Source organism: Yoonia sp. (assembly GCF_014859355.1).
Classification (GTDB): domain Bacteria; phylum Pseudomonadota; class Alphaproteobacteria; order Rhodobacterales; family Rhodobacteraceae; genus Yoonia.
In genome coordinates this window covers 58,161-82,369 of the sequence record NZ_JACUUJ010000002.1, presented here as the reverse complement: position 1 = coordinate 82,369, position 24,209 = coordinate 58,161, and the positions used below count along the sequence as shown (strand labels likewise).

Sequence of the window (24,209 nt, the reverse complement as noted above, 5' to 3'; positions counted from 1 at the left end):
CCGCGCAAAGACCCATTCAGTTTCTTTGATCACCCAGACAGACAGCCGGCACATTAACCGACATCAAACCACAAACCCTTTGCCCGGATTAATATCACACTCGGCCAGACAGGCTCACCCCTGCCATGCCCAGCAAAAGCAGCGCACAGCCAATTTCGGCCAATGTCGCGTAATAGCCCTTGGCCCTGTTCCCAAGTTTCAGTCCGATCCAGGAAAAAGCAACCGAAAACATCATGATCACCACAGCCACGACCAAGGCAGGAATGTCGCTGAAACCAAGGCTGAAGCCGATGATCAGGTTATCAAGGCTCAGCAAGGCTGAAAGCGCAAGAAGCCCACCCCAACCGGTCAGAGCTTTTGCCTTGATCCGATCATCGGCCGACTGGCGGCCCGCTTGGGTCAGCATCCAAACACCCAGACATGCCAACAGAACAGGGCCGATCCATCCAACCTGAAATGCCACCAGCGTGGCAATCGTGCGGCCAATCCACAGGCCGATAAGGGGCACCCAGAATTCGAACATCGCAAAGGTGATGATGATGCGCCAACGCTTCTTGTGGTGGCCAAGCGCGCCCAGCATCAAGGCGGTCGCAAAGTTATTTGCACCAATGACAACGCCTAAAAGAATCAGCTCCAAAACCATGCGTCAAATGCTAGAGCAGGTCCGCCCCCGCGACGAGTAGACAATTCTTTCTGCTGTGTCCTCGCTCGCTTTGCAGACAAGGCATTTGCTGCGCCACACAGGTGTCGCCTCAGATTGCATCTTGACTGTGGCGCACTGAGATATGAGCGATACCGCACAAATCCGTCACAATCGCGCCGAACTGTTGACACTTTTGCAACACAAAATCGGATATGATGGATTTTTTCGCGCCACCGGGCTACTTCGCCCCATAGCGACTCGGTAAAACAATGATGCGAAAAAAAGGGTGCAATGTGGCTTTTGGCCGATTGAGTCTTCTTGCACTTGGCATGCTGGTCGCAGCCTGTCAGGACGGCGATGATGACGCATTCGCGCCGTCACTCACAGATTTCGCGACAGCCGCGTCAGAGGTCTTGTCAGTTTTCTATCTGGAAACCTTCACGGATACGCAGAACGTTATCGCGACCCAGCTCCGCGAAGAGGATCCGCGTTATACACGACAACGCAACTCATGGAGCTTTGGAAAATCCGCAATTCCGAAATACGACAGTTATCCGCTTGCCGCAGCACGGGCGGAATATGCGCATGCGATCGGGCTGACAGGACGCGGGCAAACCGTATCTGTGGTGGATAGCGGGTTTCTGACAACGCATGAAGCATTCGCCGGCAAGGCGCTTGAATTGCCGCAATCATCACTGGATGTCACTGATCACGGCACGCAAGTCGCGTCGGTCATCGCGGGCAATTCCGCAACCATGATCGGCATTGCGCCCGGCGCAGACCTTGCGTTCGGGTCGTTTGCCAACCTTGCCGCAATGGCATCTGCCACGCAAGAAGCGGCGCGGCTTGGCGCGGTGGCGCAGAACAATTCATGGGGATACCCCATTTCAAAAATCAATTCGTCCAGCTTCAACCAAACTTTTGGCAGTGCGGACGGGGCCGCTTATCTGTCCGCACTTGATACATATACAGCAGATGGCGTTGTCGTTTTTGCGGCCTCGAACAATGTTGACGGGACAACAGCAACATTGATGGAAGCCTTGCCACTGCTGCGCCCCGCACTTGAACCGGGGTGGCTTGCTGTGATCAGCGGCGTACCCGGCTTTGACGATGACAAGATACAGTCGGTCACCCGTATATCGGCCCCCTGTCATGAGGCGGCGCGTTGGTGTCTGGTCGCCGACGGAAGCTGGACTGCCGCAAGCGCATCATCGGACACGGCCTATGATTTCGTGATTGGCACATCCTTTGCTGCACCGCAGGTGTCGGGCGCGCTCGCCCTGCTGGGCGAGGCGTTTCCGGATCTTCATCCGCATGACCTGCGCCTTCGTTTGCTGGCGTCAGCCGATAATTCCTTTTTCGCACCTGACGCGACAGTCGAACTGGCCAGCGGTTTTTGGCATGGCTACAGTGACGAATTCGGTCACGGGTTTCTGGATATCCGTGCCGCGCTTCTGCCCATCGGTCAAACGGCGGTCCGACTCGCCGATGGCACGATACGATCAACCGACGCCCCGATGATCGTAACCGGCGCGGCAACGGGGAATGCCGTGGCACAGACCCTGTCACGCCATTCGGTTGTGGTGGCCGATAGTCTGGGCGGCGGTTTCCTGATGCCGGCGGATGCACTGGTGGCGACCACGGATGCGCCCCCCTTGCTGGATGGCAAGCTTGAACAGTTGCTGGGCAGCGACCTTGCCCAGATGCGCGTCGCCGCACCGCCCATCACCGGCATGGTCTACGATCAGGCCCACCAGATCATGCAGTGGCACGACGATCAGACCGGCTTGACCTCGACCATCGCGGTTCCAGTCGAAGACAGCAGCGACAGCGCCGTGGGGCTGTCAGTCGCGCGGACGTTCACAAGCGGAAACAGCCGGTTCAGCCTGGGGGTCGCCGCGATCCACGACAACGGCGCACTTCTCGGCCTTTCCAGCCCTCAAGACCAAGGCACGGGCACGGATGCACTGGCGGTCGAAATGGCGATGATGTCATCGCTGACTGATGACACCTTTTTTAGCATCCACGGCTACGCGGGTCATGCCACATCGGTGCGCAGCACTTTCTTGCAGGATGTCACGGCAATTTCGTTCAACAGCCTGCGGGTCGACTTTGGCCATCGCAACCTGTTTTCCAAAGGCGATCGCATGACGCTTGGCCTGTCGCGCCCCACGGTCGTTACTGGTGGTTCGGCGTCCATCAACCTGCCCGTCTCACGGTCGGCTGATGGTTTCAATCATGATGACATCGCCTTCGGTCTAAGCCCGCCAAGCCGACAAACCAACCTGAACCTGTCCTATCAGATACCGCTTGGGCGCAACTGGGAAACTGTGTTTGAAGGCGTTCACGCTGTCAATCAGGGCCATGTCACAGGCAGAAACGAAAGCAGCGCACTGATCGGTTTCAAGATGACCTTCTGATCGCTGTACGCCCGACGCAAGAAAAGCGGATAAAAGCAGTGTAATGACACCATTCCGACCAAAATCGACGAATCAGGGGATTGACTGCGAATCACCTGTTCGCCTAGTCTTTTTTTAACGTAAAGCGTCATACAAAAAAGGCGCAACCGGGCAGACTTGGCAGGGCACGGAGGCAGGCATCAGGCCTGTCTTCTTGTTTGTAGCGGCGGGCAGGTGCGCCACATGTTACGCTACGTTGCGGATGACGCAGGCGCCGGTTTTGGTCATGCTGTCACCAGCCAAAGGGAGGCGCGCAATGACCCAGTATCCACATCTTCTGGCCCCGCTTGATCTGGGGTTCACCACGTTGAAAAACCGCGTGCTGATGGGGTCGATGCACACAGGGCTTGAGGAAACCAAGGACTGGAACCGCGTCGCTGCATTCTATGCCGCCCGTGCGCGTGGTGGTGTCGCGCTGATGGTCACCGGCGGCATGGCCCCCAACCCCGAAGGCGGGGTTTTTCCCGGTGCCGCAGGGCTTTATACCGACGATGACATCGCCAATCATCGCATCGTCACCCAAAGGGTGCATGACGCCGGTGGCAAGATCGCGATGCAGATCCTGCACGCCGGGCGCTATGCCTATAGCCCGGGCTGTGTCGCCCCGTCAGCGATCAAATCACCGATTTCGCCTTTTGCGCCCAAAGAACTGGACGAAGACGGGATCGAAAAGCAGATCAGCGATATGGTCACCGCCGCAGTGCGCGCACGACAAGCCGGTTATGACGGGGTCGAGGTGATGGGGTCCGAGGGGTATTTCCTGAACCAGTTCCTTGTCACCCACACCAACAAACGCACCGACCGCTGGGGCGGGTCTTATGAAAACCGGATGCGCCTGCCCGTCGAAGTCGTGCGCCGCGTGCGCGCGGCTGTCGGCCCAGATTTTATCGTGATCTACCGGCTGTCGATGATTGATCTGGTGCCAAACGGTTCTACATGGGCAGAGGTCGTGCAACTGGCCCGCGCGATCGAGGCAGCGGGCGCCACGATCCTGAACACCGGCATCGGCTGGCACGAGGCGCGGATACCCACCATCGCCACATCTGTGCCACGCCGCGCCTTTGCATGGGTGACGCAGAAACTGATGGGCGCGGTCACAATCCCGGTCATTACATCAAACCGCATCAATACGCCCGCCGTGGCCGAATCCGTGCTGGCCGAACGTTGCGCTGATATGGTCAGTATGGCGCGCCCCTTTTTGGCCGACCCGGATTTTGTCGCCAAGGCGCAGGCAGGCAAGGCGGCAGAAATTGCCCCCTGCATCGCTTGTAATCAAGCCTGTCTGGATCACACCTTTGGAGGGAAACTGTCGTCCTGCCTTGTGAACCCGCGTGCCTGCCATGAAACTGAATTGACCATCATACCCGCCGACACGCAAAAGGCGGTCGCCGTCGTGGGCGCTGGCCCCGCGGGGCTGTCTGCTGCGTTAACAGCGGCGGAACGCGGTCATGCTGTCACGATTTTTGACAAATCCGGTGAACTGGGGGGCCAACTGAACATGGCCAAGCAGATCCCCGGCAAGGAAGAATTTTGGGGACTGGTGGACTATTACAGCACCATGGTTGCCAAGGCCGGCATCACACTGCGCCTGGGTGCGCCTGCCACACCAGAAATGCTGGCTGATTTTGATGAAATTATCATCGCCACCGGCGTTGCCCCGCGTGATCCAGGGATTCCCGGTCAGGACGGGCCAAACGTGCTGTCCTATATCGACGTGCTGCGCGGCAAGGCCAAGGTTGGCAAGACCGTCGCGATTGTGGGCGCGGGCGGTATCGGGTTTGATGTGGCCGGATATCTGGTGACCGATGATAGCCCGACAGAAAACCTGCCCGAATGGTTGCAGGAATGGGGCGTGGGTGACCCCGAAAAGGTGCGCGGCGGCCTGCGCAACGAAGGCCCGCAACCCGACGCGCCAGTGCGGGCGGTCACGTTACTGCAACGCAAATCCGAAAAACTGGGCAAGCGGCTGGGCAAGACAACCGGCTGGATCCACCGTGCCGGGTTGCAGATGAAGAATGTGCAGATGATCGGTGGCGTGAATTATGAAAAGATCGATGCGGCAGGCTTGCACATCAGCTATGGCGATGCGCGCGAAAAGCCAAAGGTCATTGTGGCCGATACTATCGTGCTTTGCGCAGGGCAGGTGCCCGAACGGTCACTGGCTGACGTGCTGATCGCGGCAGGCAGGCAGGTGCACGTGATCGGCGGGGCCGATGTTGCCGCCGAACTGGACGCCAAACGCGCCATTGATCAGGGCACGCGGCTGGCTGCCACAATCTGAACGTATGCCCAAACCCCGTTTGACCAGGAAATAGTGGTCACCACAGCCCTGAAACAGGGCCAACCTATTGAAAAAAAGGCCGTAGCACCTCCAATTCTCTGTTTCCGGTCAAGCATCAAACCATAGCGATACCCCCGTATTGTCAGGCATTGGTCCTAATCCTGCCCAATTTGACCCGCATTCCCTTAGTCAGAATGCGGGTTCGAGGGATATCAATGGATCGTCTGACAGAAATGGAAGCTTTTGCGACGGTTGTTGACCAAGGCGGGTTCACAGACGCCGCAAAGAAGATGGGGATATCAAAATCAGCTGTATCCAAACATGTGTCCTCGCTCGAGGCACGGCTTGGCGCACGCCTATTGAACCGCACCACCCGCCGCGTCAGCCCCACAGAAATCGGGCTGGCCTATTACGACCGCGCCCGGCGTGTGCTGAATGATGCCGGTGAAGCAGATGCGCTGGTCACGTCGATGCAATCTGCCCCGTCAGGGCTTTTGCGTATCAGCGTGGCAACAGATTTCGGTGTGAACCACCTGTCCCCAGTGCTGGGGGAATTTCTAAGCGAATTTCCCGATATCACCGTCAACATGGTGCTGAATAACCGCTATGTTGAGCTGATTTCAGAAGGCTTTGACATGGCCGTCCGCATCGGAGAACTGGAAGACAGCACCCTGCGGGCCCGCAAGTTGACCGAAACGACCAAGCGGATGATCGCCAGTCCTGGCTATTTCAACCAGCATGGCAGACCCGAGAAGATTGATGACCTGAACGATCATAAACTGCTGCATTATTCCAATCAGGCCAATTCCGCCGTGTGGAAACTGACTGCCCCGTCGGGGGAAAAACGGCAGGTGCGCACCGCTGGCTGGCTGACCGTGAATGATGGGCAGTCGTTGTTGAATGCATGTATCGGTGGTCTTGGCATCGCCTATCTGCCCAGTTTTCTTTATGCTGATGCCATGCGCAACGGGCTGGTGGAAGAAGCGATCCCTGATCTGCCGCAAGAAACCCAAGGGATTTACGCCGTCTACCCCCCGGGGCGGTTTACACAGCCGAAGGTGCGCGCCTTTATTGATTTTCTTGTCAACGCCTTTGCGGACAAAGGCCCAGACGCCTGGTAGGTTCAACCCGCTTTGTCATGCACGGGGAATTACACGGTCCCATTGCATTGACAAATCAACCTATGCTTTCCACTAAGGGTGCAAACAGGACAGGACCAAGCAGATGTCAGCACCACTGCCCGCCCCGGAACTGCGCCCGCTTGGGGTTGATGGTGTGCTTGTGCGTTTTGCCGCAACCTTGACCGAAGCCGCAAACCAGCGCGCACTTGCTTTTCGCGATCAGGTCAATGCCATGAACTTGCCAGGCGTGACTGAAGTCGCGTCATCGCTGGTATCTGTGCGGGTGGGGTTTGACCCTGCCCAAACAGCACGACAGACCGTGGTCGATGCACTGCAAACGGCCTGTGCGCGGCTGGACGATGCCGTCACCGCCCCCAAACGCCGCTGGGATATTCCCGTGGCCTTTGGCCCCGATCACGCGCCACAACTGACCGAGGCGGCAGCCTTGGCCGGTGTGACCCCCGAACAGGCCGTGACCGAGATCGAGGCGCAAATCCTGCGGGTCATCGCGATCGGTTTTGCACCCGGTCAGCCTTATCTTGGGATGTTGCCGCCCCATTGGGATATCCCGCGCCAGACATCGCTGACGGCACAAATGCCCAACGGCGCGTTGGTGGCAGCGGTGCGGCAGTTGATCATTTTTGCCGCCGATGCACCCACGGGTTGGCGCCATATCGGGCAGACGGCGTTTCGGGTTTACCGGCCGGATTCCGATACCCCCTTTCCGCTGTCCCCGGGTGACGCAGTCCGGTTTCGCGCCGTGTCAGACAGTGAATATGTCGCCTTGCGCCAGAACACCGATACAAATGGCGGCGCGCGCTGCACGGTGCTGTCATGACAGGACAGTTGCAGATTCACAGCGCTGGCCCCGGCGTAACCATTCAGGATCAGGGCCGCCCCGGCTGGACAGCCGAAGGTCTGTCACGCGGCGGTGCCGCCGACCCGCTTGCCCTGTTAGAAGCCGCGGTTTTGCTGGGATCAGACCCTGCAAATGCCGGGATTGAAATGATGGGCATGGGTGGTGTTTTCAGCACAACCCAGAACACCCGCTTTGCCCTGACGGGCGCTCGGATGCAGGCCACGGTCGACGGCGCACCCGTCGCGCCGAACAGCAGCCACCTGCTGCGTGCCGGGCAGAAACTGCGGATTGGCGGCGCGCAAAGCGGTGTCTTTGGCTATCTGGCCTTTGCAGGCGGAATCACAACAGATCCCGTCATGGGCAGCCGGGCGACCCATCTGACCGCCGGCATCGGGCGCGTTTTACAAGCCGGTGACGAACGACCCCTTGGCACGGATAAGGATTTACTGGCCGGTCCGATGCGCCTGCCAGCCAGTGACCGGCTGGCAGGTGGCGTGATCCGCATCATGCCCGGACCACAAACCGATTTCTTCGATGCCGACACGCTGGCGCGGTTCACCCAAGCCACGTTCAAACGCAGCCCCCGCGGCAACCGCCAAGGCGTGCGGCTGGACCATGACGGCGCAGGCTTTGACGCGGCCGGCCAGTTGAACATCGTGTCCGACGTTATTGTGCCGGGCGATATCCAGATGACAGGTGACGGGGTGCCCTATGTGCTGCTGGCCGAATGCCAGACCATCGGCGGCTATCCCCGGATCGGCACGGTGATCCCCGCCGATCTGCCGCGGATCGCACAGGCCATGCCCGGTGCCACGCTGCAATTCCAGATGCTGGACGTGACAACAGCAGACGCCACTGTGCAACCAGCCCGCACGCAGCTGGCCACGTTGCGCAAGGCCTGCCAGCCGCTGGTGCGCGACCCCCATGACATCGCTGATCTGCTGGGTTACCAGCTGATCAGCGGGGTGACCCCCGGCGACGATCTTGAAAGGCCCTGACATGGCACGCACCGTCGATCTGAATTCCGACATGGGCGAAGCGTTCGGCCCTTGGGCCATGGGCGATGATGCGGCCCTGCTGGATATCGTGACATCGGCTAATATCGCCTGCGGGTTTCACGCGGGCGACCCTGATGTGATGGCCCGCACGATGCGCACGGCTGTGGAAAAGGGCGTTGGCATCGGCGCACACCCCGGATTTGCCGATCTCAAGGGGTTCGGGCGGCGGCCCCTGCCCTTGCCGCATGATGAAATCGCCAATGCGGTAGCCTATCAACTGGGTGCGGCGCAGGCCATGGCGCGCCGGGCCGGTGGCCATGTGCGGCACCTGAAACTGCACGGCGCGTTGGCCAACATGGCGTCGGTCGATGCGGCCCTTGCGCGCGCCTGCTATACCGCCGCGCTGGCTGTGGACCCCGATATCGTGATCATGGTGCTGGCGGCAACAGCAATGGAAAATGTCGTGCGCGATCTGGGCTGCAACTGGGCTGGCGAAATTTTCGCCGACCGCGCGTATGAAGATGACGCGACACTGGTCAACCGGTCCAAACCCGGTGCCGTGCTGCACGATGCCGATGTGGCGGCGGCGCGGATACTGGCGATGCTGAACGCTGGCGCGATCATTGCCGAAAGCGGCAATCATATCCCCTGCCGCATCGACACGATCTGCCTGCATGGCGACACCCCTGATGCGGTGGCGATGGCGCGCGGCATTCGCAAGCACCTGACCGACGCTGGCATCACCCTTGCCCCTTTATAGGCGCAGACAATGGAACTGAATGCAAATTTCGCCCGGCGCGTGCTGATCCACACCGATGATATGCCTTGGAAAGCGTCCCCCATGGCAGGCGTTGACCGCCGGATGCTGGACCGGATCGGGGATGAAGTCGCGCGCGCCACATCCATCGTGCGCTATGCCCCCCGCAGCCATTTTTCGGCCCATACCCACACCGGCGGCGAGGAATTCATCGTATTGGAAGGGACGTTTCAGGACGAACACGGCGATTATTCAGCAGGGACATATGTGCGCAATCCGCCCACGTCATCGCACACACCGGGGGCTGCGGATGGCTGTGTCATCTTTGTCAAACTGTGGCAGTTCGATCTGGATGACCGCACGCAGCTTCGCGTTGATATGGCCAGCGGTCTGGAAACGGTGGGCACAGGCGTTGCCCTGAAAACCCTGCATCAGGACGCGCGGGAAACCGTGCATTATCTGGAACTTGCCCCCAATGCGATCTGGTCTGATCCGGCGGCGGGCGGGGCCGAACTGTTTGTGCTGGCGGGGGACATGCAAGAAGGCAACGACGTACTGCACAAAGGATCGTGGCTGCGTGTGCCGGATGGTAAATGGGTTTCTGTCAAGGCGGGCAATGGCGGCGCGAAGTTCTGGATCAAGACCGGGCATCTGCCCTTTGCCGTGGCACCCGGCGTCTGAACCTTCAAAGAAAACAGATGGGTGCTATCGGTGCGCGCACCCTTTTGCGGCGCCCCTACCTGCGGTCTAATATGGCATAAGCAAAGGAACTGATGATGACGAAATCGCCTTATTATGCCCCCACAGGCGGATTGCCCCCGCAGACCCAGCTGCTGACGGATCGGGCCATGTTCACCGATGCCTATGCCGTCATTCCCAAAGGCACGATGACCGATATCGTCACCAGCAACCTGCCGTTCTGGGACAAGACCCGCGCATGGGTGCTGGCCCGGCCCCTGTCGGGCTTTGCCGAAACATTCAGTCAATACATCATGGACGTCGCCCCCGGCGGCGGCAGCACAAGGCCCGAAACAGACCCCAACGCGCAAGGCGTGCTGTTCGTGGTCGATGGCGAAGTCACCCTTCGGATCGGAGAGACGCCACACGCACTGACGCCGGGCGGCTATGCCTATCTGCCGCCGGGCTGCGATTGGTCGCTGGCCAACGGCAGCGATGCATCGGCGCGGTTCCACTGGGTGCGCAAGGCATATCAGGCTGTCGATGGCATCGACATCCCCGATGCATTCGTCACCGATGAAGGCGCCGCCACCACCGTGGCGATGCCTGAAACCGATGGCCAATGGGCCACCACCCGTTTCGTTGACCCCGCCGACATGCGCCACGACATGCATGTGAATATCGTCACATTCCAGCCCGGCGCGGTGATCCCCTTTGCCGAAACACATGTGATGGAACACGGGCTTTACGTGCTGCAAGGCAAGGCGGTTTACCGACTGAATCAAGATTGGGTCGAGGTCGAGGCAGGCGATTTCATGTGGCTGCGCGCCTTTTGCCCGCAAGCCTGTTACGCAGGCGGGCCGGGGCCGTTTCGTTACCTGCTCTACAAGGACGTAAACCGCCACATGACCCTGCGCTAAGCGTCAGGGCGCGGTATAGCCCCCATCGACCAGATGGTAACTGCCAGTGATAAAGCTCGCACGATCCGACAGCAGGAAACAGGTCAGCGCCGATACTTCCTCTGGTGTGCCGATGCGCCCGATGGGGTGCATTCCCGCCAACCCATCCAGCATGTCCTGATCCAGATTATCAGTCAGCAGCGGCGTCTGGATAAAGCCTGGACCGACCGCGTTGATGCGTATGCCCTTTTGCGCATATTCCATTGCGCCGGTCTTGGTCAGGCCCAGAACGGCATGTTTACTGGCGACATAGGCCGATGAATGGGCAAACCCGACACTGCCAAGAATCGACGCCATATTGACGATCGCGCCACCGCCCGCGCGTTCCATCGCGGGAATCTGATAGCGCATGCCGTAGAACACGCCATTCAGGTTGACGTTGATCACCTGCGCCCAGGATTCCAACGGATATTCACCAACCGGGGCCTGCGCGCCACCGATCCCGGCGTTATTGACGGCAAGGTGCAACGCGCCCGTTTCAGCCTCTGCAAAGGCCACAAGCGCCTCCATCGCGGCAGGATCACCCACATCGGCAGCATAGGCCAGCGCCTTGCCGCCACGATCACGGATGTCTTTGACGACCCCGTCACAGCCATCTGCGCGCAGGTCAGAAACAATCACCGTCGCCCCAGCCGCGGCCAGTTCATGCGCAATCGCCGCGCCAATCCCCGAAGCCGCACCAGTTACGATGGCGGTTTTTTCTGAAAAATCGAACATGTTGTCATTCTCCTTTACTTGGCAAGATCCCCGTGCTTTCCGCCTTGAGACGTCACGGATACGTGCGGTCAGCTTAACCGAACAGCATAGGGCCCGTCATTGCGCGCGCGCAATTGACACGGGCCGCATCGTGTCATCGCCGCGCCAGCGCCTAATATCCGATCGCACAGCCATCCTTGCGCGGGTCGCTGCCCGCCTCGAGCACGCCACTGTCGTGAATCATGATCGCCTGCGCCCCGCCGATGGCGGTTTCCGGTGTCTGCACATTGTGGCCCAGCGCCGCCAGTTCCGCCTTGACCGCGTCGGCATAACCGTTTTCCACGTTCAGCACATCGCCATCCGCAAAACACCGCGGCGCATCAATCGCATCCTGCGGGGACAGGCCAAAATCGGTGACGTTGGAAACGAAACGGGCGTGGCCCGTGGATTGGTATTGCCCGCCCATAACCCCGAACGGCATATAGGGTTTGCCGTCTTTTTTCAGCAGACCGGGAATGATCGTATGCATCGGGCGTTTGCCGCCTTTCGCCTCATTCGGGTGGCCTTGTGTCAAGGTAAAGCCGGCGCCACGGTTTTGGAACAATATGCCGAATTTGTCCGACGCGATGCCCGACCCGAAGGAATGGAATACCGAATAGATCAGCGAAACCGCCATGCGGTCCTTGTCCACCACGGTGATATAGACGGTATCCTTATGCACGGCCTCGGCCCCCGGGACGGCAGCGGGCATCACCTTGGCCGGGTCGATCAGTGCAGCCAGTTTTGCGGCTGTTTCAGGGGCAAGCATATAATCGGCCCGCGTCATATGATCGGGGTCCGCCATAAAACGGTTGCGCGTATCATAGGCCAGCTTGGTCGCCTCTGCCTCGATATGGGCGCGCTCTGCACCCCACGGGTCCATACCCGCAATATCAAAATGTTTCAGAATGTTCAGCAACAGGATCGCCGTCGCCCCCTGCCCGTTCGGCGGATGTTCATAAAGGTCCAGCCCGCCATAGCCACCCGTGATCGGGTCGGTGTAATCGCAGGCGGTCGCGGCAAAATCATCCAGCGTATGGGTGCCGCCCAGTGCATTCAGACTGGCGACCATATCCTCGGCGATTTCGCCTTCGTAGAACCCCTTGCGCCCCTCCATGGCGATGCGGCGCAACACCTTTGCCTGACCGGGGGCGGCGAACATCTGGCCCGGTGCGGGCGCAGCGCCCCCCATCAGGAACAGATCGCGCGCATGGCCCGACAGGTTGCCCACCGACTGCGCCCAGTCCGACGCCACGCGCGGCGCAACCGGCACGCCGGTTTCGGCATAATGGATGGCAGGGGCCAGCGTGGCCTTCAGCCCCAGCTTGCCCCAATCCCTGGACAGCTGGCAAAACGCATCAATCGCCCCCGGCACAGTAACCGCATCGGCAGAATAGGGCGCGATCACGCTTTGCCCCTTGTCGCGCAAAATTGCCGCATCCAGCCCTGCCGGCGCACGGCCCGATCCGTTCAGCGCAACAACGCGGTCTTCACCCGGGGGCGTCAGCAAGACAAAGCAATCCCCCCCGATGCCCGTCATCTGCGGTTCACAAATCCCCAGCAAGACCGCCCCGGCGATGGCCGCATCAACAGCGTTGCCGCCCGATTCCAACATCTGCACCGCAACCTTTGCCGCCAGCGGGTGTGACGTGGCACAGACCCCGTTACTGACAAAAACAGCCGATCGGCCGGGCTTATGAAAATCGCGCATAGTGTTCCCCCCTTATCCTCTTGCCAGAAACTACGTTGTTGCCCGGCAGGTGCAATCACAATGTGATATTTTCCACTACGCCGTAGGCGCGATGGGATAACCCCTTGGGGCTTTTCCTTTCACGGGGCACAACATAGACTGCACCAAACGGAGGATGACCAATGAAAGACGTCTATATCACAGGTGCCGCCCGCACGCCGATGGGTGGGTTTCAAGGTGTTTTCACCGATGTTGATGCCCCGACACTGGGCGGTGCCGCGATCCGTGCTGCGATGGCGGGCGCGGGTGTCACCACCGTGGACGAAGTGCTGATGGGCTGCGTGTTGCCCGCAGGTCAAGGGCAAGCCCCGGCAAGGCAGGCCGGTTTTGCCGCGGGCCTTGGCGAAGATGTGCCCGCGACAACCCTGAACAAGATGTGCGGATCAGGCATGAAAGCGGCGATGTTCGCCTTTGATCAGATCGCATTGGGCGGCGCGCAGGTGATGATCGCAGGCGGCATGGAAAGCATGACAAACGCCCCCTACCTGATGCCCAAGATGCGGTCAGGCGCGCGAATCGGACATCAAAAGGTGATCGACAGCATGTTCCTTGACGGCTTGGAAGACGCCTATGACAAGGGCCGCCTGATGGGCACCTTTGCCGAAGACTGCGCCGAGAAATACCAGTTCACCCGCGCCGATCAGGATGAATATGCGCTGGCGTCCCTGTCAAACGCGCTGGCCGCCGAAGCAAACGGTGGCTTCGCCTCTGAAATCACACCTGTGACAGTGCACAGCCGCAAGGGCGAGACCGTCATCACCGCCGACGAACAACCCGCCAAGGCACGGCCCGAAAAAATCCCGATGCTCAAACCTGCCTTTCGCGACGGCGGAACGGTCACTGCGGCAAATTCATCCAGCATTTCGGATGGGGCAGCGGCATTGGTGTTGGCCGCTGGCGAAAACGCAACTTACATCCGCGCGCGTATCCTGGGGCATGCCAGCCACGCGCAGGCACCGGGATGGTTCACGACGGCCCCCGTTCCTGCCGCGCAAAAACTGCTGGGCCGGATCGGCTGGTCGGTCGATGATGTGGACCTGTGGGAAGTGAACGAAGCCTTTGCCGTTGTGCCGATGGCCTTTATGCGCGAAATGAATATCCCCCGCGACAAGATCAACGTGAACGGCGGCGCCTGCGCGCTGGGTCACCCGATCGGCGCATCCGGCGCACGGATCATCGTCAGCCTGCTGAACGCGCTGGAAACCCGCGGTTTGAAACGTGGCGTCGCCGCGATCTGCATCGGCGGCGGCGAAGGCACGGCCATCGCCATCGAACGCCCCTGACCGCTTATTCCGCGTATAAATATCCTCTGGTGGACGCCCCATAGGGGCGGGGGTGAAAACCCTCAACAACAATTGCAAAAGGCACGACATGCGCGTTGATTACACGACCCTTGCGCAAGCCATCGCCGCACTGACCCAGGGCGAAGACGACCCCATCGCACTGATGGCCACCGTCACCTGCGAGGTGCACCACAGCGACGACAGGTTCGACTGGACCGGGTTTTACCGCGTTGTGGGGCCAGAACTGATGAAAATCGGCCCCTATCAGGGCGGGCATGGTTGCCTTGTTATTCCCTTTGACAGGGGCGTCTGCGGGGCTGCTGCCCGAACCGGACAAGTGCAATTGGTTCCTGATGTCGCTGCCTTTCCCGGCCATATTGCCTGTGCGTCCTCGACACGGTCGGAACTTGTCCTGCCGGTGTGGAACAGTGCAGGCAAACTGATCGCCGTCTTTGATATCGACAGCGACCGCCCCAATGCATTTGACCGAACTGACGCAGAGGGTCTGGCAACGGTGCTGGCGGCGACCTTTGAAAAACTTTGATGCCTCCGGCGGAGGTATTTTTGAACAAAAGAAGGTATATGAAATTTTGCTTTGAAATTTCATACGTGCGTGACATGGTGAAAATCAAGGAAATTTTTTCACACGAGATGCCATGCTGCATGATCTTCCGAAAGAGGCGCGCACATTGGGTGCGGATGTGCGGGCCCTGCGCAAGGCGCGCGCACTGACCCTGCAGGATTTAGCACAACCACTGGGCCGCTCGGTTGGTTGGCTCAGTCAGGTCGAACGGGGCATTTCCGAACCCTCTCAGGATGATCTGTGCGATCTGGCGCGGGCGCTGGATGTGTCCGTATCCAGCCTGATCCAGCGTAATGCGACCCCGCGCGAAAATGGCCGAATCGTCCGCGCAAATGCCCGCCGCCCCATCGGATCACGCACCCCGGGTCTGGTCGAGGGCTTGCTGTCGCCCGACCTGACCGATGATTTTGAGGTCATCCATTCAAGTTTCGCCCCCGGTGCCACATTGGATACAGCACTGACACGCCCGACGCAGGAAATCGGCTATATCGTGGCGGGCCGGTTCGATTTGTGGGTCGACGGTGATCTGTTCCAACTTGGCAAAGGCGACAGCTTCCGCCTGCGCGGTGAACCTTTCCGCTGGGCGAACCCCTATCATGAAACCTGCGACATCATTTGGGTGATTTCCCCCCCCATTTATTAGAAAGGCGCTGGAATATGTCCGAATTCCCAACTTCAGCTCGCGTTGTGATCATTGGTGGCGGTGTGGTCGGTGTGTCGACCTTGTATCATCTGGCCAAGAAAGGCTGGACTGATTGTGTGCTGCTGGAAAAGAACGAACTGACTGCCGGGTCCACGTGGCACGCCGCAGGCAATTGCCCGTCATTCAGCACGTCCTGGGCGGTGATGAACATGCAGCGTTATTCGCTGGGCCTGTACAAAGGGCTGGCGGCAGAGGTGGATTATCCGATGAATTACCATGTCACCGGATCGATCCGGCTGGCACACAGCACCGAACGGATGCAAGAATTCGCCCGCGCCAAGGGGATGGGCAATTATCAAGGGCTGAACCTGTCGCTGATGACGCCCGATGAGGCGCAGGCGGCCTATCCGTTTCTGGAAACGCATGACCTGGCGGGCGCGCTATACGATCCCGATGATGGTGATATTGACCCCGCACAACTGACACAGGCACTGGCCAAGGGCGCGCGCCAGATGGGGGCACGCATTGAACGGTTTTGTCCGGCAACCGGCGTGACCCAGACGCCCGATGGCTGGGTCGTGCACACGGACAAAGGCGATATCGCCTGTGAAAAGGTGGTGAATGCCGCCGGATACTATGCCCAGCGCGTTGGCGAATGGTTCAAGCCTTATGGCGGGCGCACGGTGCCGATGGTTACCATGTCGCATCAGTTTTTCCTGACCGAGGAAATCCCCGAACTGGCTGCATGGACCGCCGCAAATGGCCGCAAGGTGCCATTGCTGCGCGATGTCGACAGCAGCTATTACCTGCGGCAGGACAAGAACGGGCTGAACCTTGGCCCCTATGAACGCAACTGCCGCGCGCATTGGGTCACGCCCGATGACCCGCAGCCAGAGGATTTCAGTTTTCAGCTTTACCCCGACGATCTGGACCGTCTGGAATGGTATATCGAGGATGCAATGGCCCGCGTTCCGATCCTTGGGACGGCGGGCGTGGGCCGCGTGATCAACGGCCCGATCCCCTATGCCCCCGATGGCCTGCCCCTGCTTGGCCCAATGCCGGGGGTGAAAAATGCATTCGAGGCTTGCGTCTTCACCTTTGGCATCACCCAAGGCGGGGGCGCCGGCAAGGTTGCGGCGGAATGGATCGTCGATGGCCAGCCGGAATGGGACATGTGGGCCTGCGATCCGCGCCGCTATACCGATTACACCGACCCCGGCTATTGCCATGCCAAGGCGGTGGAAACCTATGGCCACGAATATGCAATGCATTTCCCCCATCACACATGGCCCGCAGGGCGTGACAGGCGGCTGTCGCCGGTGCACGACAGGATAAAGGCGCTTGGCGGCGTCATGGGGGCCTACAACGGCTGGGAACGTGCAAACTGGTTTGCGCAAGCTGGCGATGACACATCCGAGGCCGCGACCCAGACATGGGAACGCAATGGCCCATGGCAACCCCGCATTGCCGCAGAATGTGCCGCTGTGCGCGATGCTGCGGGCGTCATTGCCATTTCGGGCTTTACCCGCTTTACCGTCAAAGGCCCCGGCGCGCGGGCACATGTGGATCGGCTGACCGCATCCACTCTGCCAAAACCGGGGCGCGTCGGGCTGGCCTATTTCCCCGATGACCGCGGCCGCATCCTGACGGAAATGTCGGTGATCCCGCAAAGCGACGATGAGATCTGGCTGATTACAGCCTCGGTCGCGCAATGGCACGACCGCGATGTTCTGCTGCGTGATCTGCCTGAAGGGGTCCGCGTCCAAGACCGCAGCGCCAATTACGAATGTCTGCTGGTGACGGGACCAAAGGCCCGCGACATTCTGGCCTCCCTGACCGATGCTGACCTGACCTTCCCGTGGCTGTCGTTTCAAGAGGCGCAGGTCTGTGGCAAGCCGTGTGTCCTGCTGCGTGTGTCTTTTGCAGGTGAGCTGGGCTGGGAGGTGCATTGCGCAAATGAAGACGCCCCTGCAATATATGATGCGATCCTTGATGGAGGAGCCACACCTTTCGGAATGTTCGCGCTGAACGCCCTGCGGATCGAAAAAGGGTATCGCGCGTGGAAGGGCGACCTGAGCACCGATTATTCCATGCTGGAAGGCGGGCTGGAACGGTTCATCAAATTCGACAAACCCGATTTTCCCGGCAAGGCTGCCCTGTTGGCTGAACAGCAGCGCGGTGTCGCCAAACGATTTGTCGCGCTGACGCTGGATGACCCCGGCCCCTGCGATGCGCCCTATATGTCAACGATCTGGCACGATGGCACGGTGGTGGGCGAAACCACATCGGGGGCGTGGGGTTACCGCGTCAACAAATCCATCGCGCTGGGAATGTTGCGCGCCGATCTTGCCGTGCCTGGCACCAAGGTCGCTGTGGAAATCTATGGTGATCGCTTTGCCGCCACCGTAGGAGCCGATCACCCCCTCTGGGATCCCACCAATGAAAGGATGCGCGCATGACGGATATTACCCTGTTGGACGGTGGCATGGGGCAGGAACTGGTGCATCGCGCCGGTGATGCGCCCACGCCGCTGTGGTCCACCCAGGTCATGATCGACCACCCCGGTCTGGTCAGCGCCGTGCATGCCGATTACCGCGATGCAGGGGCGACCGTGCATACCGCCAACACCTATGCCATTCACCATGACAGGCTGGAAGGCACGCCACTTGCAGGCCAATTTGCCGCCCTGCATCTGGCCGCCGTGGCCGAGGCAAAAGCCGCAATTACAGATCAGCGCATCGCCGGGTCCATCGGCCCGCTGTTTGCGTCCTATCGCCCTGACCTGCACCCCGATCATGCGACCGCCGTGGCGAAATATACCGAAATCGCGGAATTGCTGGCGCCGCATGTCGATCTAATTATCTGCGAAACCATTGCATCAGTGGCCCATGCCCGCGCCGTGCTGGAAGGCGCGCAAGCGGCGGGCAAACCCGTCTGGCTGTCCATGACGGTGGATGACAGCGACGGCACGCGCCTGCGGTCTGGCGAGCCCTTGGCCGATGTGCTGGCCGTGGCGGATGGGGCCGCCGCCCTGCTGGTGAATTGTTCCGCCCCCGAGGCGATCACCACCGCGCTGGATGTGCTTGCACAGGGTGATCTGCCTGTCGGGGCATATGCCAACGGGTTCACCCGGATCAGCAATGATTTTTTGAAAGCCAAGCCAACCGTGGATAGCCTAACCGCCCGCACCGATCTTGGCCCCGATGCCTATGCCGCCATCGCCATGGGCTGGATCAATCAGGGTGCCACCATCGTCGGCGGTTGTTGCGAGGTCGGGCCAGCCCATATCGCACGGCTGGCACAGGCCATCCATGACGCTGGACACAAGGTGGTATGATGTTACCTGATCGCGCGCGCGTGGTGATTATTGGCGGCGGGGTGATCGGCTGTTCCGTCGCTTATCACCTGACGCAATTGGGCTGGCAGGACGTTATTCTGTTGGAACGCAAGCAACTGACATCCGGCACCACGTGGCATGCCGCCGGCCTGATCGCGCAATTGCGCGCAACGGCAAATATGACCAAGCTCGCCAAATATTCGCAGGAACTCTATGGTCGGCTAGAGGTCGAAACAGGTGTCGCCACAGGGTTTCGCCGCTGCGGGTCGATCACCGTCGCGCTGACAGATGAACGACTGGAAGAGATCACCCGCTCTGCCGGCATGGCCCGCGCCTTTGGCGTCGAGATCGAAGAGATTTCGCCGGATGAGGTCAAGAAACGCTATGAACATCTGAATATCGAAGGCGTGACCGGTGGTGTCTATCTGCCGCTGGACGGGCAAGGCGACCCGTCCAATATCGCGCTGTCACTGGCCAAGGGCGCGCGTCAGCGTGGGGCGGTCGTGGCCGAACAGACGGCGGTGACCGCGATCAATCGCGCGGGACGGCGTGTGACTTCGGTGGAATGGACCAATGGCAGCGAAACAGGCCGTATAGCCTGCGACATGATTGTGAATTGCGCCGGCATGTGGGGGCATCAGGTGGGGCGGATGGCGGGCGTCAACGTGCCGCTGCATGCCTGCGAACACTTCTACATCGTGACCGAACCGATTGCCGGACTGACCCAAATGCCCGTGTTGCGGGTGCCGGACGAATGCGCGTATTACAAGGAAGACGCGGGCAAGATCCTGCTGGGTGCGTTTGAACCCAACGCCAAACCATGGGGGATGGGCGGTATCCCCGCCGATTTCGAATTTGACCAACTGCCCGAGGATTTCGACCACTTTGAACCGATCCTTGAACAGGCCGTGAACCGGATGCCGATGCTGGCCGAGGCGGGGATACAGACGTTTTTCAACGGCCCCGAAAGTTTCACGCCCGACGATGCCTATCATTTGGGGCTGGCCCCCGAGATGGACAATGTCTGGGTCGCCGCTGGCTTCAACTCGATCGGGATTCAATCGGCGGGTGGTGCGGGCATGGCGCTGTCGCAATGGATGGATGCGGGCGAAAAACCGTTCGATCTGGGCGATGTGGATATTTCGCGGATGCAGCCGTTTCAAGGCAACAAGACCTATCTGTTTGAGCGGTCAAAGGAAACGCTGGGTCTGCTTTATGCCGACCATTTCCCCTATCGGCAAAAGGCCACCGCGCGCGGGATCAGGCGCACGCCGTTCCATCAGCACTTGCTGGATCATGGCGCTGTCATGGGCGAACTGGCTGGGTGGGAACGGGCGAACTGGTTCGCTGCCCCGGGTCAAGACCCGGCCTACGCATATTCGTGGAAACGGCAGAATTTCTTTGGCAATACCGCCAAAGAGCTGGCGGCCGTGCGCAGCAACATCGGTATGTATGACATGTCGTCATTCGGCAAAATCAGGGTCGAGGGTCGCGATGCCACGTCATTTTTGAACCATATCGCGGGCGGTCAATATGACGTGCCGGTGGGCCGGATCGTCTATAGCCAGTTTTTGAACACGCGTGCCGGAATCGAGGCGGATGTGACCATCACCCGCCTGTCCGACACCGCCTATCTGGTGGTGACACCTGCAGCCACACGGCTGGCCGACCAGACATGGATGCAGCGCCATGCCGGTGATTTCAACGTTGTGATAACAGACGTGACAGCAGGCGAGGCTGTGCTGGCCATCATGGGGCCGAACAGTCGCGCCTTGTTGGAAAAGGTATCACCCAATGATTTTTCCAACGCCACCAACCCCTTTGGCACCGCGCAAAAGATTGAAATCGGTATGGCCGTCGCCCGCGTCCACCGCGTGACCTATGTGGGCGAACTTGGCTGGGAGGTGTATATCAGCACCGACATGGCCACCCATGTGTTCGAGACACTCCATGCGGTTGGCGCTGATATGGGACTAAAGCTGTGCGGGATGCATATGATGGATTGCGCGCGGATGGAAAAAGGGTTCCGCCATTTCGGCCATGACATCACCTGCGAAGATCACGTGCTAGAGGCAGGGCTGGGCTTTGCCGTGAAAACCGACAAGCCCGCGTTCATCGGGCGCGACGCGGTGCTGCGCAAGCGGGATGCGGGGATGGACCGGCGACTGGTGCAATTCATGCTGACCGATCCCGAACCGCTGCTGTATCATAACGAACCGATCCTGCGCGACGGGCAGGTTGTGGGGCATCTGACATCGGGGGGCTATGGTCACCATCTGGGGGCGGCGCTGGGCTTGGGCTATGTCCCATGCAAGGGTGAAACCGCAGAACAGGTGCTGACCAGCACCTATACCATCGACGTGATGGGCACACGCGTGCGGGCCAAGGCACAGTTGAAACCCTTCTATGACCCGACCGGTGCCCGCGCCAAGGCCTAGGCCGACAACAACGCGCCCAGCCGCCTGATGCCTTCGTTGATCGTCGCCGGGTCAGCGAGCGAAAAGCTGAGCCTGATCGTGTTTCCGCACGACCCATCGGCATGAAACGCGCGGCCCGGCACAAACGCGACGCGCTGGGTTTTCAAGGATCGCGCCAGCAAGTCAGCCCCGTCCGTATCGGCCGGCAGGGTCAACCAGATGAACATGCCGCCCTGTGGCTTTGTCCATGTCACCCCGGGCGGCATGTGGGATGACAGGGCCGCAAGCATCGCATCGCGTCGCGCGCGATAGGTGTCGCGCAACATGGCGACATGGGTGGTGAAAATATCGCGGGCGACCCGTGCAATCGCCATCTGGTTGATGGTCGATGAATGCAGATCGGCGGCCTGTTTCATTAGCACAAGCTGGCTGATCACCGATGTGGCCGCACAAACCCACCCCACCCGCAACCCCGGTGCCAGCGATTTGGAAAAACTGCCGCAATAGATCGTCCGGCAATCCTCGATGCTTCCTTTGCGGGCGATTTCCAGCGCCAGAATCGGCGGGATCGCGTCGCCGTCATAGCGCAGCACCTGATAGGCGGCATCCTCGATCAGTGCGATGCCTAAACCATCGGCCAGATCAATCATCCGTTCACGCGCAGCAAGGTCCAAAGTTTCCCCCGTGGGATTGGCAAAATCAACGGACATATAAGCAAATTTTACCCGCCCACCCTGCGCCACTGCCGCATCGGCGTAATCATGTGCAGGGCGGTTGCCTTGCGGTGCAAGCCGGTCAAAGCGGGGTTCATAGGCGTTGAACGCCCCCAGCGCGCCCAGATAGGTGGGCCAGCCGACCAACGCGGTATCACCGGGCGACAACATCAGTTTGCCAAGATAATCCAGCGCCTGTTGTGATCCTGATGTGATCAGAATGTGGTCGCGGGTGCAAGGCACACCCAGTTCGCCCATTTGACCCGCAATCCAGTCGCGTAGCGGCCCATAGCCTTCGCTGACAGAATATTGCAGCGCCTCAACCCCTGCACCACTTGAAAATATCCCATTGAATGCGTCCTGAAAGGCGGCAGCGGGAAATAATTTAGGGTCTGGAATGCCGCCCGCAAAGGATATGATATCAGGCTGGTCAAGCAGCTTGAGAAGTTCGCGTATCTCTGACGCCTTCATCCGCGCAATACGCGATGCAAAAACCTGTTGCCAGTCCATTCAAGCCCCCAAACTGCAAGCACGCCGCCGACATTGCCAAGTTACGCAGCTAAGTCAATAATGCTGACGTATGCACCATGGGATGCGGAAACGTCGGGCGGGTTTCAGCCTGCCCGACTTTACCTTGCCTAGTTGCCATTTCCATTGATCGGACCCAAGGCGTTCAACCCCTTGAGAATATCAATCGCATAGGCCAGTTGATAATCATCCTCACGCAGTTGGGCCGCAGCTTCGGCGCGGGCGCGATCCTCTTCGATCTGGCGGATTTCATCCTCGGACAGGCTGTCATTGCGCAGAGACCCACGCAAATCAGCCTCGGCCCGGGGCTGTGGCGCATCGGTATCATCTTCGACACCGGCAGCGCTACGCCGGGGCTGTTGCACGATGATGTCTGGTGAAATGCCCAAAGCCTGAATAGACCGGCCCGACGGCGTGTAATACCGTGCAGTCGTAAGGCGCATCGCGCCATCCCCACGCAGCGGCACAACAGTCTGCACAGATCCCTTGCCAAAGGAATTTGTACCCACAATGATCGCACGGCGGTGATCCTGCAAAGCCCCGGCGACAATCTCGGATGCCGAAGCAGAGCCACCGTTGATCAGCACCACAATCGGCTTGCCTTGGGCCAAATCACCAGCTGTGGCGTTGAAGCGTTCGCCATCGGTCAATTCGCGCCCACGGGTGGACACGATTTCACCTGCATCCAGAAACGCATCCGAGACGAAAATTGCCTGGTTCAACAGCCCGCCGGGATTGTTGCGCAAATCCAGCACAATACCGTCCACATTCTCGACCCCGCCAGCGTCGGCGACTTGTTCGGCCAACCCGTCACGCAGATTGGGATAGGTTTGTTCGTTGAAGGTTGTCACCCGCAAGACAATCGCGTTGCCTTCTGTCCGGGTGCGCACTGCGGTCAATTTGATCGTGTCACGGATCAGCGACACATCGAACGGTTCCCCCTCACCATCACGCACGACAGTGATGATAATTTCCGACCCGACAGGACCGCGCATCAGGTCAACCGCCTGATCCAGTGTCAGCCCCAGCACGCTTTCGCCATTGACCGACGTAATATAATCGCCCGCAAGGATTCCCGCCGCATCCGCAGGGGTGCCATCCATCGGCGACACGACCTTGACCCAGCCGTCTTCCTGCGTCACCTCGATGCCCAGCCCCCCGAATTCGCCCGACGTCTGCACACGCATTTTCGCTGCATCATCAGCAGACAAATAGCTGGAATGCGGATCAAGCGAGGTCAGCATCCCGTTGATGGCAGCTTCGATCAGTTTTTTGTCATCAACCTGCTCGACGTATCCGGCGCGGATACGCTCAAAGATATCGCCAAAAAGATCCAGCTGTTCATAAACGCTCGCGTTGTTTTTGGCCTCTTGCGCCAAAAGCGGCCCGGCCAGCTGGCTACTGACGACCAACCCCAGAGCAGCACCACCAACAGCAGCCAATATCAACTTATTCATGCCCGTTT

Annotated in this window: 19 protein-coding genes; 14 read left to right on the top strand and 5 right to left on the bottom strand. The window is 59.8% G+C overall.

Going from position 1 to position 24,209, the window contains the following annotated elements; translation table 11 throughout:
* Positions 1 to 94: 94 nt before the first annotated feature.
* Positions 95 to 643: a manganese efflux pump gene (locus IBX59_RS01570; protein WP_296371681.1), complete on the bottom strand. Its 549-nt coding sequence runs from the start codon at positions 641 to 643 to the stop codon at positions 95 to 97.
* A 308-nt stretch (positions 644 to 951) separates the two neighbouring features.
* Between IBX59_RS01570 and IBX59_RS01565 the strand changes: the two genes are divergently transcribed.
* The 8 genes from IBX59_RS01565 to IBX59_RS01530 all read left to right on the top strand — a co-directional run bounded on the left by IBX59_RS01565 (position 952) and on the right by IBX59_RS01530 (position 10,716).
* A complete protein-coding gene (locus tag IBX59_RS01565) occupies positions 952 to 3,063 on the top strand; it encodes a S8 family peptidase (protein ID WP_296371679.1) in 2,112 nt (703 codons plus the stop codon).
* Between the two features lie 295 nt (positions 3,064 to 3,358).
* The gene (locus IBX59_RS01560) at positions 3,359 to 5,383 is read left to right on the top strand and encodes an NADPH-dependent 2,4-dienoyl-CoA reductase (protein WP_296371676.1); all 2,025 of its coding nucleotides are present in this window, start codon (positions 3,359 to 3,361) and stop codon (positions 5,381 to 5,383) included.
* Positions 5,384 to 5,598: 215 nt separating this feature from the next.
* A complete protein-coding gene (locus IBX59_RS01555) occupies positions 5,599 to 6,504 on the top strand; it encodes a LysR family transcriptional regulator (protein WP_296371674.1) in 906 nt (301 codons plus the stop codon).
* 103 nt (positions 6,505 to 6,607) lie between these two features.
* Entirely contained in the window at positions 6,608 to 7,342 is a 735-nt protein-coding gene (locus IBX59_RS01550; RefSeq protein WP_296371672.1) for a carboxyltransferase domain-containing protein, read from the top strand.
* Entirely contained in the window at positions 7,339 to 8,361 is a 1,023-nt protein-coding gene (locus tag IBX59_RS01545) for a biotin-dependent carboxyltransferase family protein (RefSeq protein ID WP_296371670.1), read from the top strand. The genes IBX59_RS01550 and IBX59_RS01545 overlap by 4 nt, the downstream gene beginning before the upstream one ends.
* 1 nt (position 8,362) lies before the next feature.
* A complete protein-coding gene (locus tag IBX59_RS01540; RefSeq protein ID WP_296371668.1) occupies positions 8,363 to 9,121 on the top strand; it encodes a 5-oxoprolinase subunit PxpA in 759 nt (252 codons plus the stop codon).
* A 9-nt stretch (positions 9,122 to 9,130) separates the two neighbouring features.
* Complete coding sequence (locus IBX59_RS01535; protein WP_296371666.1) at positions 9,131 to 9,799, top strand: cupin domain-containing protein; 669 nt, start codon at positions 9,131 to 9,133, stop codon at positions 9,797 to 9,799.
* Between the two features lie 95 nt (positions 9,800 to 9,894).
* Positions 9,895 to 10,716 (top strand): bifunctional allantoicase/(S)-ureidoglycine aminohydrolase, encoded by an 822-nt coding sequence (locus IBX59_RS01530; RefSeq protein ID WP_296371663.1) that lies wholly within the window; start codon positions 9,895 to 9,897, stop codon positions 10,714 to 10,716.
* A 3-nt stretch (positions 10,717 to 10,719) separates the two neighbouring features.
* Here the strand turns inward: IBX59_RS01530 and IBX59_RS01525 are convergent, their stop codons facing one another.
* The gene (locus IBX59_RS01525; RefSeq protein ID WP_296371661.1) at positions 10,720 to 11,472 is read right to left on the bottom strand and encodes an SDR family oxidoreductase; all 753 of its coding nucleotides are present in this window, start codon (positions 11,470 to 11,472) and stop codon (positions 10,720 to 10,722) included.
* A 151-nt stretch (positions 11,473 to 11,623) separates the two neighbouring features.
* Entirely contained in the window at positions 11,624 to 13,201 is a 1,578-nt protein-coding gene (locus tag IBX59_RS01520) for a gamma-glutamyltransferase family protein (RefSeq protein WP_296371659.1), read from the bottom strand.
* Between the two features lie 161 nt (positions 13,202 to 13,362).
* Between IBX59_RS01520 and IBX59_RS01515 the strand changes: the two genes are divergently transcribed.
* The 6 genes from IBX59_RS01515 (at position 13,363) to IBX59_RS01490 (ending at position 21,524) form a co-directional block, all read left to right on the top strand.
* Entirely contained in the window at positions 13,363 to 14,523 is a 1,161-nt protein-coding gene (locus IBX59_RS01515) for an acetyl-CoA C-acyltransferase (RefSeq protein ID WP_296371658.1), read from the top strand.
* Positions 14,524 to 14,611: 88 nt separating this feature from the next.
* Positions 14,612 to 15,067, top strand: coding sequence for a GAF domain-containing protein (locus IBX59_RS01510; RefSeq protein WP_296371655.1), 456 nt, complete (start codon positions 14,612 to 14,614; stop codon positions 15,065 to 15,067).
* Positions 15,068 to 15,179: 112 nt separating this feature from the next.
* Positions 15,180 to 15,749, top strand: coding sequence for an XRE family transcriptional regulator (locus IBX59_RS01505; protein WP_296371653.1), 570 nt, complete (start codon positions 15,180 to 15,182; stop codon positions 15,747 to 15,749).
* A 14-nt stretch (positions 15,750 to 15,763) separates the two neighbouring features.
* Positions 15,764 to 18,208: an FAD-dependent oxidoreductase gene (locus IBX59_RS01500; RefSeq protein ID WP_296371651.1), complete on the top strand. Its 2,445-nt coding sequence runs from the start codon at positions 15,764 to 15,766 to the stop codon at positions 18,206 to 18,208.
* Positions 18,205 to 19,086, top strand: a complete 882-nt coding sequence (locus tag IBX59_RS01495) for a homocysteine S-methyltransferase family protein (protein ID WP_296371649.1) — start codon at positions 18,205 to 18,207, stop codon at positions 19,084 to 19,086. Before IBX59_RS01500 ends, IBX59_RS01495 begins: the two co-directional genes overlap by 4 nt.
* Complete coding sequence (locus tag IBX59_RS01490) at positions 19,086 to 21,524, top strand: FAD-dependent oxidoreductase (protein WP_296371647.1); 2,439 nt, start codon at positions 19,086 to 19,088, stop codon at positions 21,522 to 21,524. The genes IBX59_RS01495 and IBX59_RS01490 overlap by 1 nt, the downstream gene beginning before the upstream one ends.
* Here the strand turns inward: IBX59_RS01490 and IBX59_RS01485 are convergent.
* Positions 21,521 to 22,726 carry a PLP-dependent aminotransferase family protein gene (locus IBX59_RS01485; RefSeq protein ID WP_296371645.1) on the bottom strand — a complete coding sequence of 402 codons (1,206 nt, stop codon included), beginning with the start codon at positions 22,724 to 22,726 and terminating at the stop codon, positions 21,521 to 21,523. The two genes, IBX59_RS01490 and IBX59_RS01485, sit on opposite strands and share 4 nt — an antisense overlap.
* A 128-nt stretch (positions 22,727 to 22,854) precedes the next feature.
* Positions 22,855 to 24,201, bottom strand: a complete 1,347-nt coding sequence (locus tag IBX59_RS01480) for a S41 family peptidase (protein ID WP_296371644.1) — start codon at positions 24,199 to 24,201, stop codon at positions 22,855 to 22,857.
* Positions 24,202 to 24,209 lie beyond the last annotated feature (8 nt).

Excerpts from the sequence above, each read along its gene's own strand:
- IBX59_RS01570 (WP_296371681.1), bottom strand. The coding sequence starts at position 643 with ATGGTTTTGGAGCTGATTCTTTTAGGCGTTGTCATTGGTGCAAATAAC.
- IBX59_RS01560 (WP_296371676.1), top strand. The coding sequence starts at position 3,359 with ATGACCCAGTATCCACATCTTCTGGCCCCGCTTGATCTGGGGTTCACC.
- IBX59_RS01555 (WP_296371674.1), top strand. The coding sequence starts at position 5,599 with ATGGATCGTCTGACAGAAATGGAAGCTTTTGCGACGGTTGTTGACCAA.
- IBX59_RS01550 (WP_296371672.1), top strand. The coding sequence starts at position 6,608 with ATGTCAGCACCACTGCCCGCCCCGGAACTGCGCCCGCTTGGGGTTGAT.
- IBX59_RS01545 (WP_296371670.1), top strand. The coding sequence starts at position 7,339 with ATGACAGGACAGTTGCAGATTCACAGCGCTGGCCCCGGCGTAACCATT.
- IBX59_RS01540 (WP_296371668.1), top strand. The coding sequence starts at position 8,363 with ATGGCACGCACCGTCGATCTGAATTCCGACATGGGCGAAGCGTTCGGC.
- IBX59_RS01535 (WP_296371666.1), top strand. The coding sequence starts at position 9,131 with ATGGAACTGAATGCAAATTTCGCCCGGCGCGTGCTGATCCACACCGAT.
- IBX59_RS01530 (WP_296371663.1), top strand. The coding sequence starts at position 9,895 with ATGACGAAATCGCCTTATTATGCCCCCACAGGCGGATTGCCCCCGCAG.
- IBX59_RS01525 (WP_296371661.1), bottom strand. The coding sequence starts at position 11,472 with ATGTTCGATTTTTCAGAAAAAACCGCCATCGTAACTGGTGCGGCTTCG.
- IBX59_RS01520 (WP_296371659.1), bottom strand. The coding sequence starts at position 13,201 with ATGCGCGATTTTCATAAGCCCGGCCGATCGGCTGTTTTTGTCAGTAAC.
- IBX59_RS01515 (WP_296371658.1), top strand. The coding sequence starts at position 13,363 with ATGAAAGACGTCTATATCACAGGTGCCGCCCGCACGCCGATGGGTGGG.
- IBX59_RS01510 (WP_296371655.1), top strand. The coding sequence starts at position 14,612 with ATGCGCGTTGATTACACGACCCTTGCGCAAGCCATCGCCGCACTGACC.
- IBX59_RS01505 (WP_296371653.1), top strand. The coding sequence starts at position 15,180 with ATGCTGCATGATCTTCCGAAAGAGGCGCGCACATTGGGTGCGGATGTG.
- IBX59_RS01500 (WP_296371651.1), top strand. The coding sequence starts at position 15,764 with ATGTCCGAATTCCCAACTTCAGCTCGCGTTGTGATCATTGGTGGCGGT.
- IBX59_RS01495 (WP_296371649.1), top strand. The coding sequence starts at position 18,205 with ATGACGGATATTACCCTGTTGGACGGTGGCATGGGGCAGGAACTGGTG.
- IBX59_RS01490 (WP_296371647.1), top strand. The coding sequence starts at position 19,086 with ATGTTACCTGATCGCGCGCGCGTGGTGATTATTGGCGGCGGGGTGATC.
- IBX59_RS01485 (WP_296371645.1), bottom strand. The coding sequence starts at position 22,726 with ATGGACTGGCAACAGGTTTTTGCATCGCGTATTGCGCGGATGAAGGCG.
- IBX59_RS01480 (WP_296371644.1), bottom strand. The coding sequence starts at position 24,201 with ATGAATAAGTTGATATTGGCTGCTGTTGGTGGTGCTGCTCTGGGGTTG.